This is a genomic window from Streptomyces morookaense (assembly GCF_013030945.1).
Taxonomy (GTDB): domain Bacteria; phylum Actinomycetota; class Actinomycetes; order Streptomycetales; family Streptomycetaceae; genus Streptomyces; species Streptomyces morookaensis.
This window is the reverse complement of record NZ_JABBXF010000106.1, coordinates 24,903-35,616: the sequence shown is the minus strand read 5'-3', so window position 1 is coordinate 35,616 and position 10,714 is coordinate 24,903. Positions and strand designations below refer to the sequence as shown.

General features: G+C 73.3%; 11 protein-coding genes and 1 pseudogene. 5 read left to right on the top strand and 7 right to left on the bottom strand.

The annotated features are described in order from the left end of the window. Positions 1 to 1,288 (top strand): annotated as a pseudogene (locus tag HG542_RS31275) (DEAD/DEAH box helicase); the annotation flags it as partial. 230 nt (positions 1,289 to 1,518) lie between these two features. Further along, the gene (locus tag HG542_RS31270) at positions 1,519 to 2,376 is read left to right on the top strand and encodes an alpha/beta fold hydrolase (protein ID WP_171087436.1); all 858 of its coding nucleotides are present in this window, start codon (positions 1,519 to 1,521) and stop codon (positions 2,374 to 2,376) included. 7 nt (positions 2,377 to 2,383) lie between these two features. On the opposite strand, the gene HG542_RS31265 is transcribed toward HG542_RS31270, so the two are convergent. Then, positions 2,384 to 3,169, bottom strand: a complete 786-nt coding sequence (locus HG542_RS31265; RefSeq protein ID WP_171087434.1) for a VOC family protein — start codon at positions 3,167 to 3,169, stop codon at positions 2,384 to 2,386. A gap of 240 nt (positions 3,170 to 3,409) precedes the next feature. On the opposite strand from HG542_RS31265, the gene HG542_RS31260 reads away from it, so the two are divergent. Then, positions 3,410 to 3,562: a DUF8834 family protein gene (locus tag HG542_RS31260; protein ID WP_171087432.1), complete on the top strand. Its 153-nt coding sequence runs from the start codon at positions 3,410 to 3,412 to the stop codon at positions 3,560 to 3,562. Between the two features lie 76 nt (positions 3,563 to 3,638). Here HG542_RS31260 and HG542_RS31255 read toward each other — a convergent pair whose 3' ends face one another. The 4 genes from HG542_RS31255 to HG542_RS31240 form a co-directional block, all read right to left on the bottom strand. Then, positions 3,639 to 4,247: a MarC family protein gene (locus HG542_RS31255; protein WP_171087430.1), complete on the bottom strand. Its 609-nt coding sequence runs from the start codon at positions 4,245 to 4,247 to the stop codon at positions 3,639 to 3,641. Between the two features lie 142 nt (positions 4,248 to 4,389). Then, on the bottom strand, positions 4,390 to 5,247 hold the full coding sequence (locus tag HG542_RS31250) for a PHP domain-containing protein (protein ID WP_171087428.1): 858 nt from the start codon (positions 5,245 to 5,247) through the stop codon (positions 4,390 to 4,392). Between the two features lie 102 nt (positions 5,248 to 5,349). Beyond that, positions 5,350 to 5,991, bottom strand: coding sequence for a DUF6758 family protein (locus HG542_RS31245; RefSeq protein ID WP_171087426.1), 642 nt, complete (start codon positions 5,989 to 5,991; stop codon positions 5,350 to 5,352). An 86-nt stretch (positions 5,992 to 6,077) separates the two neighbouring features. Beyond that, entirely contained in the window at positions 6,078 to 6,674 is a 597-nt protein-coding gene (locus HG542_RS31240) for a suppressor of fused domain protein (RefSeq protein WP_171087424.1), read from the bottom strand. A gap of 474 nt (positions 6,675 to 7,148) precedes the next feature. Here HG542_RS31240 and HG542_RS31235 point away from each other — a divergent pair, with 474 nt between their 5' ends. Next, entirely contained in the window at positions 7,149 to 8,267 is a 1,119-nt protein-coding gene (locus tag HG542_RS31235) for a magnesium and cobalt transport protein CorA (protein ID WP_171087422.1), read from the top strand. Positions 8,268 to 8,279: 12 nt separating this feature from the next. Here the strand turns inward: HG542_RS31235 and HG542_RS31230 are convergent, their stop codons facing one another. Next, positions 8,280 to 9,230 (bottom strand): DMT family transporter, encoded by a 951-nt coding sequence (locus HG542_RS31230; RefSeq protein WP_373313096.1) that lies wholly within the window; start codon positions 9,228 to 9,230, stop codon positions 8,280 to 8,282. Between the two features lie 32 nt (positions 9,231 to 9,262). On the opposite strand from HG542_RS31230, the gene HG542_RS31225 reads away from it, so the two are divergent. Continuing rightward, the gene (locus HG542_RS31225) at positions 9,263 to 9,775 is read left to right on the top strand and encodes a hypothetical protein (protein ID WP_171087420.1); all 513 of its coding nucleotides are present in this window, start codon (positions 9,263 to 9,265) and stop codon (positions 9,773 to 9,775) included. Between the two features lie 110 nt (positions 9,776 to 9,885). Here HG542_RS31225 and HG542_RS31220 read toward each other — a convergent pair whose 3' ends face one another. Further along, positions 9,886 to 10,638: a hypothetical protein gene (locus HG542_RS31220; RefSeq protein ID WP_171087417.1), complete on the bottom strand. Its 753-nt coding sequence runs from the start codon at positions 10,636 to 10,638 to the stop codon at positions 9,886 to 9,888. Between the last annotated feature and the right edge of the window lie 76 nt (positions 10,639 to 10,714).

The window sequence follows — 10,714 nt, the reverse complement described above, 5'->3', positions numbered from 1 at the left end:
GGGTGCCGCGGTCGCGCAGGCGGCGGTGACGGCGGCTCCGGTCGCCGAGGAGGCCGCTCCCGCGGCCCCGGCCGCGGTGACGGAGCCGGAGGCCGAGGCGAAGCCGCGTCGGCGCCGCACGCGGGGCGCCACTGCCGAGGCGGCTGTCGTCGCCGAGGCGGTCGTCGCGACCGTGGAGGCCGCCGAGGCCGTTGAGGCCGTCGAGCCCGAGCCGGTCCGGCGCACGCGCACCCGGAAGACCGTCGCGGCCGCGCCGGCCGTCGTCGAGACCGAGGCGAAGCCGAAGCGGATCCGCGCAGCGGCGAAGAAGGCCGTCGAGGCGGAGACCGTCACCTTCGAGACGGTCGAGGTCGCGGCGAAGCGGATGCGGGCCGCGGCCAAGACCGCGGAGGTCGACGAGGCGGAGCCGGTCCGGCGCAGCCGCGCCGAGAAGGCCGAAGCCGCCGTCGAGACGGCCGAGGCCGCGGAGGCCAAGCCGGTGCGGCGCACCCGCGCCAAGAAGGCCGCCGAGGCCGAGCCCGAGGCGACCGAGGTTGCGCCGAAGCGCACGCGCGCTGCCGCGAAGAAGGCGGAAGCCGCCGTCGACACCGCGGAAGCCGTCGAGGCCAAGCCCAAGCGGACGCGTGCCACGGCCAAGAAGGCCGAGGCCGAGCCCGTCGCCGCCGTTGCCGCCGAGACCGAGGCCAAGCCGGTGCGGCGCACCCGCGCCAAGAAGGCCGTCGAGGCCGAGGTGACCGAGGTGGCGGAGGCGAAGCCCAAGCGCACGCGCACCGCCGCCAAGAAGGCCGAGGCCGCGGTCGACACCGCGGAGGCCGCCGAGGCCAAGCCGAAGCGCACGCGCACCACGGCGAAGAAGGCGGAAGCCGCCGTCGAGACCGCGGAGGCGGTCGAGGCCAAGCCCAAGCGCACCCGCGCCACGGCGAAGAAGGCCGTCGAGGCCGCAGCGGAGACGGCCGAGGTCGCTCCCAAGCGGACCCGCGCTGCCGCGAAGAAGGCGGAGGCTGCGGTCGAGACCGCGGAAGCCGCCGAGGCCAAGCCCAAGCGGACGCGCGCCACGGCCAAGAAGGCCGAAGCCGCGGTCGAGACGGCCGAGGCCGCCGAGGCCAAGCCGGTGCGGCGCACCCGCGCCAAGAAGGCCGCCGAGGCCGAGGTGACCGAGGTGGCGGAGGCGAAGCCCAAGCGCACGCGCACCGCCGCCAAGAAGGCCGAGGCCGCGGTCGACACCGCTGAGGCCTCCGTGCCGAAGCCGCGGCGTACCCGCGCCACGGCCAAGAAGGCCGACGCCTGATAGCCGCCTCCCGGCCCCCGTCACCCGGTTCCGACCGGGTGACGGGGGCCGGGGCGTATCCGCGGCCCGCCGCCGGGCAGTTGGTCGGCTGCGGGCCGCCTGTGGCTGGTCGCGCAGTTCCTCCCCCAGCTACCGCTGGGGGGACCCCCAGAGGTGCCCCCAGCGCCCCTTCGGGGCCCGGTACACACGTGCCCACCGCCCCCGGAAGGGCCCGCGCTAACCTCGACCCCATGAGCCGGCCCCCCTTCCTCGCACTTCCCCCGTGCACCCGCGCGTATCAGCTCGCCACCTCTCGTGGGGAGTTCGCCGTGCACGACGCGCGGCCCCCGGCCGCGGAACCCCGTGGCACCGTGCTCCTTCTCCCCGGGTTCACGGGCAGCAAGGAGGACTTCATCGCGCTCCTCGAACCGCTGGCCGCCGCCGGGTACCGCGCCGTCGCCGTCGACGGGCGCGGGCAGCACGAGAGCGCCGGGCCGCGCGACGAAAGCGCCTACGCACAGGGCGAGTTGGCCCGCGACGTGCTGGCGCAGGCCGCCGCGCTCGGCGGACCGCCGGGGACCGTACACCTCCTCGGGCACTCGCTCGGCGGGCTCGTCGCCCGCGCAGCGGTCCTCGCGGAGCCGGCCGCCTTCCGGTCGCTGACCGTCATGAGCAGCGGGCCGGCCGCCATCTCCGAGTCGCAGCAGGCCCGTACGCGCCTGCTCGTCCAGGCGCTTGCGGCCATGGACATGGAGAGCGTCTGGCAGGAGATGCAGCGCCAGGACGCGGAGCCGGAGGCGACGCCGGCCGAGCTGGCCGAGTTCCTGCACCGGCGGTGGATGCGCACCGTTCCCGAGCAACTCATGGCGACAGGACGCCAGTTGACCGCAGAGCCGGACCGTACCGCGGAGCTGGCCCGTGTGCCGCTGCCCAAGCACGTCGTGTCCGGGGCGGTGGACTACGCCTGGCCGGTGCCGGTGATCGACGCGATGGCGAAGGAGCTGTCGGCGGTGCGCACCGTCGTCCAGGGTGCGGGGCACTCCCCCAACGCCGAGCGCCCGGCGGCCACGGCGGAGGCGCTGGTGCGCTTCTGGGAGACGCTTGGCTGACGCTCCGTCAGCAGTGGCCGTTCTCGGTCACCGTGAACATCCCGCCCTCGGGGTCGCACAGCGTCGCCTCGCGCCCCACGCGCCCGGTTCCGGCGCCGGGCTCCGAGACGACCGAGCCGCCGGCCCCGAGGGCCGCCTCGACGGCCTTCTCGACGTCGTCGACGCGGAAGTAGACGTGCCAGCGCGGCCTGATGCGCGGGTCGGGCGCCGCCTCGATGGCGCCGCCGCGCAGGCAGGCGACGGTGTGGCCGTCGGCCCGCACCATGACGGCCTCGTCCTCGTAGCGGACCTCGCAGAGGTCCGGCCGGTTGTCCCAGTCGAAGATCTCGCCGTAGAAGACGGCGGAGGCGAAGGCGTCCCGGGTGCGCAGTTCGAGCCAGGCGGGCGCCACCCCGCTGCCGATGTTCCAACCGCGCAGGACCTTGCCCTCCCAGAAGCCGAAGACGGCCCCGGCCTGGTCCGCGGCGAGCACGGCGCGGCCCCGGCCGACGGCCAGCGGCCCGACGGCCACGGTGCCGCCGCGCTCGCGTACCCGCGCGGCCACGAGGTCGGCGTCGTCGACGGCGAAGTAGCAGGTCCAGGAGACGGCGACCCCCATGCGGCGGGCGACCTCGCCGAGGCCGGCGACCGGCTTCCCGTGGGAGAGCGCGACGGAGAAGTCCTCGCCGAGGGAGCCGAGCCGGAAGCTCCAGCCGAGCACGGCGCCGTAGAACCGCTGGGCCTCGGCGAGGTCACCGGTCAGCAGGCTCACCCAGCAGGGCATCCCGGGCCCCGCGCGGTCGGAAGCCGACATGGCCGATCGCCTCGATTCAGTCCGGGGTCGGGAGCTCCAGGGTTCCACTCGCTCCGGGCCTGCGCATTCCGGCACGCTCGGGACTTTCGTCAGTAATTACTTACGGTAAAAATTTCCTTAGCGTAGGGAATGTTTGAGGCTCCCTGCACGTTGGACCCACTGAGAACGCGCGCCCCACTGTCGCGGCGCGCGCCAGCAACATCAGTTTCTCCACTGGAGGATCAGACGAAGGGAGAAGCCATGCGCTTCGAAATCATGCGCCTGGACGACGTCGACGGCACCGCCGTGGACAGCACCGTCGTGGACGCCGCCTCGGTCAAGCGGATCGTGCAGCAGGCGGCCTCGACGGGGCAGCGCATCTACATCCGCCCGGCCGACTCCACGGCCCGGTAACGCGCACGCGCAACTCCCCCACGCGGAAAGCCCCGCACGGCAACGGCCGTGCGGGGCTTTCCTGCGGTCCGACGGGTCAGTGATGCCCGGCGATCACCTGCGTGATGCCGTTGATGATCTGCTGCACGGCCAGCGCGGAGAGCATCATGCCCGCGAGCCGGGTGACCAGCACCACACCGCCGTCCTTGATGACCCGGATGATGTGCAGCGAGTTCCGCATCACCAGCCACAGCACCACATGGATCGCGGCGATCGCGCACCACACCGAGACCTGCCCCGCGAGCGAGTCCGCCCGCTGCACGGCGAGGATCACCGAGACGATCGCACCGGGCCCGGCCAGCAGCGGCATGCCCAGCGGGACGAGCGCGACGTTGACGTCCTTCGTCTGCTTCGGCTCCTCCGACTTGCCCGTCAGCAGGTCCAGCGCGACCAGCAGCAGGAGCAGACCGCCCGCGATCATCAGGGCGGGCGTGGTGATGTGCAGGTAGTTGAGGATCTGCTTGCCGCAGATCCCGAAGATGGTGATCACGCCGAAGGCGACCGTCGCGGCCTGCCAGGCCATGCGGCGCTGGACCTTGGCGGGGCGGCCCGCGGTGAGCGCGAGGAAGATCGGCGTGATGCCGGGCGGATCCATGATCACGAACAGCGTGAGGAACAGGGACCCGAAGACAGCGAAGTCGAACACAGTGAGGCCTTGCAGAGGGGGTGAGCGAGAGGAAGGAGAAAGGGAGGAAGAAGTCCCGTGCGCAGCGGGCACGGGTGGGTGGATGCACGGACCCGACGCGGGCGGTGCGGCCGCCGGATCCGTACGGGCGCGCGAGCGCCCGTCAGCGACCGCCGGCGCCCGGCACGGGGAACGCGCCCGTCGCGCGGCGCGTGATCTCCCCGTAGATCTCCGGGTCGGTCGTGAACTCGCCGAGACCGCAGGTCTTGCGGCTGCCGTGGTAGTCGCTGGAGCCGGTCGGCAGCAGGCCGAGCTCGGCGGCGAGGCCGCGCAGCCGGGCGCGGGTGGGGGCGTCGTGGTCCATGTGGTCGACCTCGATGCCGTCGAGCCCGGCCGAGGCCAGCTCGGCTATCGCGCTCTCGGAGACGCACCGGCCGCGCTTGAGCGCCAGCGGGTGCGCGAGGACGGTGACCCCGCCCGCGGCCTTGACCAGGCGGATCGCCTCGAAGGGGTCGAACTCGTGCTTCCCGGCGTAGGCCCGGCCGTCGTCGGCGAGCCACTCGGGGGTGAAGGCGTCGGAGACGGTCGCGACGACCCCGAGCTCGACCATGGCGGTGGCCACGTGCGGCCGGCCGACGGCACCGCCGGCGGCGATGGCGGCGACGCGCTCCCAGGTGACGGGCACGCCGAGCGCGTTGAGTCTGGCGACCATCTCGCGGGCGCGCGGCTCGCGGTCGTCGCGGACGAAGTCCCGGGCGCGGGCGAACTCCGGCTCGGCCGCGTCGAAGAGGTAGGCCAGCATGTGCAGCGGAACGCCGTCCAGCCGGCAGGAGAGCTCGGCGCCGGTGACCAGGGTCAGCCCGGCGGGCAGGGCCGCGATGGCCTCGGCGTGGCCGCCGACCCCGTCGTGGTCGGTCAGCGCGACGACGTCCAGGCCCGCGGCGGCCGCGTTGCGGACCAGCTCGGCGGGGGTGTCCGTGCCGTCGGACGCGGTGGAGTGGGTGTGCAGATCGATGCGCACGACACAGACTCCCCGGCACTCGGCAGAACGGACAGGACCGGTTCAGGATAACTGTCGTACGAACGTGAACGGTGCCGCTCACGCGCTCACGCAATCACACGTTCACGGCGAGAGGATGCGCGGCGACAACGCACCGCAGGGCAGCAGGTCCACCTCGGCGCCCGCGTCCCGCAGGTCGGTCAGCACCAGCTCGTCGTACATCAGCAGGCCCGACCGCTCGGGCCAGACGATCGCCCACAGCCACAGCCCGCGTGCCTCGCCCGCGAACACCGCCCGGTCACCGGGGGCGCCCTCGACGTGCCAGAGGGGGGTGGGGCGGCCGGCGGCGTGCACCTTGGCGTGGGGCGAGCGGTCCACCCGCAGCAGGGGGCCGGGGTCGGGGCCGTCGACTCCCGCGTAGCGCACACCGAGGCCGACGCCGAGTTCCTCCGCCACCAGCAGCAGCTCGCCGGGGCCGCCGAGCGGGCTGGGGCCCGAGCAGGCCACGGCCGTCGCGCGGCCGCCGTTGCGGTCGTCCCCCGCGCTGACGACTCCGGTGAAGAGCCACCCGACGGGCAGCGGCCAGGGCATCCAGACCGGGACGTGGGCCCGTCGCACCACGACGGCCAGCGCCTCCACGCTCGGCGGGACGACCGGCTGCAGGGGATGCACCGTGCCGTGCACAGCACACTGCCAGGAGTCGGCGAAGAGACCGGGCGCTCGCACCCGGCCACCGCACTTCGGGCAACTGGGTTCGCCCCTCATAGCCTCCAACGGTCCTACCGGGTTGCCGTCGCGTCAAGGACGATCACCCGTCCGGAGGGCCGCACCGGAGCACCGTGGCCCGATCGTCACTCCAGGGGCACACCCGGCCGCAGCGGGTCGCGCAGATCGGTGCCGTGCCGCAGCCACTTCTCCTGCAGGGCGGCGGCGCCGTGGACCCGCTTCCAGGCGGCCTCGTTGGGGGTCATGGGAAGAAGAGGGAGGAAGCGGACGGGGTCCATGGGGTCGTCCAGTTCCAGGTCCTCCACCAGTCCGCCGGGCTCGCCGACGAGGACGGAGGTGAAGGGCGCGCCCGGCCACAGCGGTTCACCGGTGTCCAGCGAGGCGCCGGGGGCCACGACGACGCCCTCGACCTGGGGGGACGCGGCGAGCACGGCCAGCGGGCGGAGCACCTTGTCCGTGTCGGCCCGGCCGGTGCGGACGGTGAGGAGCAGCTCGGCACGGGGGCCGCGGACCGGGTCGGCGACGGGGGACGTCGGGTCGGCCATCGGCTGGGCGGACATGCCGAGCGTGGCGTAGCGGACGACGTCGCCCGTGTCGTCGGCGGCGCCGAAGCGGAGGACCTCGATGCGGTCGGCGCCCAGGAAGGTCACCGCGGCGCGGGCGTCCGGCTCGCCGAGCGCGGTGCACAGCCGGGCCTCGGCCAGTGCGAGAACGTCTGACATGCCGTGAGCATAGAACGAGTATCGAACAGGCAAAGCGGGGCCGGGTCCGCCGGACGGCTGCTAGCCTTGACAGGCCTTGACCCGTGGTCAAGTGCGTGACGATCGTCCCTCAGCGGGGACCGGCCGGAGGAGGTGGGGCTGCGGTGGATCCTAGTCGACCGTGCAGTACCGGCAGTTCTCCCGTCTGCCCGCTCCGGACGCACCCGTATTCCGCCTGATCCGAAGCCTTCCGCGGCCGGCCCCGCAGCCGGCGGCAGCACCGGAAGTGCTCCTGCGCCCGCAGCACGTGACGGAAGAGCGCCCTCTCCCGCTTTGTTCCGTGTTCACCGCGTTCTCGGGATGTTTCCCGCGAACTGCCGTCAGCCTTGCGCAGCGCGCGAAGCGCCGCCCGATTCACGGACGTGCCGCACGTCTGCGATTCAGGCCGCGTTTGCCACCGTTGCTGCTGACGGCCGGCCCGTGAAGGAGCCTGCCTTGTCGATGATCCGTGATCTGCGCGCCGCCGTCCGTCCCGCCCTGCGGCGCGGCCATGCCGCCCCCGGCTCCCCGTACGCGTACTCCGCCGCCTGTGACCCGGCCGCCAACAGCGCCGTCGTGGACTGCGCCGTCTACCGCGACGGCCGGCGGCTGGACGAGCACGCCGGCCCCGCCGAGGCCATGCGCCGGGTGCGGGCCGAGGGCGGCTTCGTCTGGATCGGGCTGCACGAGCCCACGGAGCAGGAGTTCGCCGGCATCGCCCGGGAGTTCGGCCTGCACCCGCTGGCCGTGGAGGACGCGGTCCACGCCCACCAGCGGCCGAAGCTCGAGCGCTACGACGACACGCTGTTCACCGTCTTCAAGACCATCCACTACGTCGAGCACGCCGAACTCACCGCCACCAGCGAGGTGGTGGAGACCGGCGAGGTGATGTGCTTCACCGGCCCGGACTTCATCATCACCGTGCGGCACGGCGGCCACGGTTCGCTGCGGGCGCTGCGCCACCGGCTGCAGGACGAGCCGGAACTGCTCGCCAAGGGCCCCTCGGCCGTGCTGCACGCCATCGCCGACCAGGTGGTCGACGGCTACATAGCCGTCGCCGACGCCGTGCAGGACGACATCGACGAGGTCGAGATCGATGTCTTCTCCGTCCCCGGCAAGGGCACCTCGCGCGGCGGCGACGCGGGCCGCATCTACCAGCTCAAGCGCGAAGTGCTGGAGTTCAAGCGGGCGGTGACCCCGCTGATGCGGCCGATGCAGCTGCTGAGCGAGCGCCCGATGCGGCTGGTCGACCCGGACATCCAGAAGTACTTCCGGGACGTGGCCGACCACTTGGCGCGCGTGCACGAGCAGGTGGTCTCCTTCGACGACCTGCTCAACTCCATCCTGCAGGCCAACCTCGCGCAGGCGTCCGTCGCGCAGAACGAGGACATGCGCAAGATCACGTCCTGGGCGGCGATCTGCGCCGTGCCGACGATGATCGCGGGCGTGTACGGCATGAACTTCGACCACATGCCGGAGCTGCACTGGAAATACGGCTACCCGCTCGTCATGCTCGTCACGGTCGCCATCTGCGTCACGATCCACCGCGGCTTCAAGCGCAACGGCTGGCTGTAGGCCTGCGCAGGGCTACGCCTGCTGCTTGTTGCGGCGGTCGCCCATGATGACGAGGGCAAGGCCCGCAAGGATCACCACGAGCGCCGGGTAGGCGGCCGCCTGCGGCAACTGGCCGAGCCACAGGGCGGCGATGAGCGCAGCGCCCGGCGTCTCCAGCAGGATCGCCGTCGAAGTGACCGACGGGCCGAGGCTTTTGACCACCCTGTTGATGAGCGAGTGACCGAGCAGTTGCGCGGTGACGGTCAGCGCCGCCAGCTTCAGCCAGCTCTCCCCGCTGTAGCCGCCGAGCGAACTGCCGCTCACCAGACAGGTGATGAGCAGGAGCACCGCTGTGGTCGTGTAACAGACGTACGTGTACGGGACCGTGCCCACCGTCCGGCGCACCTCCGCGCCCAGCAGGACGTACCCGGCGGCCGCCATGCCAGCCGCGAGCGCGAGCGCGTCACCGGCCAGGGCGCGGGTCGAGAGCGACAGGTCGACGCCCGTCAGGATCACGACCCCCAGGAACGCGACCGCGGTGCCGCCCCAGACGAGCGCGGGCGGGCGGTGGCCGCGCAGCCGCAGCACGAGCGTCGTCCAGATCGGGGTGGTGGTGCACAGCGCCGTCGAGGAGGCGACGGACGTCATGTGCAGGCTCGGCAGCCACATCCCGAAGTGCAGCGCGAGCAGCACACCGGCGCCCACGGTCAGCAGGACCTCCCGCCGGCCGAGGCCGCGCAGCTCCGCGCGGTGGCGTACGAGGGCGAACGGGGTGAGCGCCCCGACCGCCATGGCGTTGCGCCAGAAGGCGACGGCGAGGGCGGGGGCCGCGGTGGCCGCGATGAGCGGCGCGGAGAAGGAGACGGACGCGATGGCCGTCGCGAGCAGCAGCCCCTCGATGCGCAGGGCGGCAGGGGGGACGGCCCCCGCGGGGGCCGCGGGGGCGGTGCGTATCGCATCGCGTCGGGCGGGGGCAGCACTCACCCCACCAGCCTAGATCCCCCTAAGGTGGGTGCATGACCGAGACGGAGACACTGTCACGTGCGCTGATCGAAGAGGCCGCCAGGAAGTCGGGCCTGATCTGGCTGCAGGGCCCCGCCGGGCCCAGCCGTGCGCTGTGGCACGTGTGGCACGAGGGCGCCGTGTGCCTGGTGGGCGGCGGCGCCGGGGAGCAGCCGCTGGACGGGCTCGGCCTGGAGGACGGCGGCACCGTCACGGTGACGGTGCGCAGCAAGGACAAGGGCGGCCGGCTCGTCACGTTCACCGCGCACGTCGGCGAGCTCCCCGCCCGGGGGGACGCGTGGGCCGCGGCGGTGGCCGAGCTGAAGGGGAAGCGGCTGAACGCGGTGGATGCCGAGGGCATCGAGGAGCGGTGGGCCCGCGAGTGCCGGGTGCTCCGGCTGACGCCGGCCGGGACGCTGCCGCTGCCGTCCGACTCCTTGGCGGCCGTTCCCGTGGCCTCGCCGGCCACGACCCGGCGGCCGATGCCGGCGGCGTTGCCGCGGCTGCTGCGCAAGCGGAGGCGGTAATCAACTGCGGGTCGTCCGTGGCTGGTCGCGCAGTTCCCCGCGCCCCTGACGGGGCGCACCGACCCCGTAGACGCGCCCCGTAGGGGCGCGGGGAACTGCGCGAGCAACCGTTACGGGCCCGCAGTCAAAGACCCTTCGCCCCCGGAGGGGATCCGCTTTCCGTAGTCCACGATCTCCCCCTTCGCCGGCGCCGACAGCGCAAAATCCTTGCCCCAGTCCCCCAGCTCCAGCTGCCCCGCACCCCCGGCCCGCTGCACGCGCAGCGGATACGGTTCGCCCGACAGCGACACGTCCAGCGTCCCGCCACTCCCCTTGCTGCCGCCGTTGACCCGGATCGTGGGGACGCCGCCCACCTTGCCGTGCTCCCCTCGGCTCGGGGTGCCGTGCAGCCCGAGCAGGCCGTCCAGCAGGGCGTCCTTCTCGGTGAAGCCCCACAGCTGCGGATACGAAGGGTCCGCGGCCGGCACCTTGACGTACTTGCCCTCCAGCTTCGCCGAGGCCGAGGCGGCGGCGCCCCGGGCCCAGAACGCGGCGGGGGCCTTCAGATAGAGGTCGTCCCCGGTGCGCAGCAGCTCGAACGCGCCGGCCCCGGTGTCGGACGAGGAGACGCGGCCCGTGCCGCCGTTCTTCTTCAGCCTCATGTCGATGCGGTACGTGCGGCCCTGGCTGACGACGTTGCCGGACAGGTGCACCGCGTCCGCGGACCGCGCCGCGGACCGCGTCTTCTGCTGGATGGCGGCGGCGTCCAGCTTGCCCACGCCGTTCGTCCCCGCGTCGGGGTCCTCCGTGCCGCCGCAGGCCGTGAGCGCCGTGGAGAGCACGGCGCACAGCGCTGCCGCCAGGGCCGCGTTCCGGGTTCGCACGTCTGCTCTGCCTCCTGTGGCCTACGGGGGTACGGCAGCGGCAGCGTACCCGGGCCGGACCGGAGCGGAAGCCCGG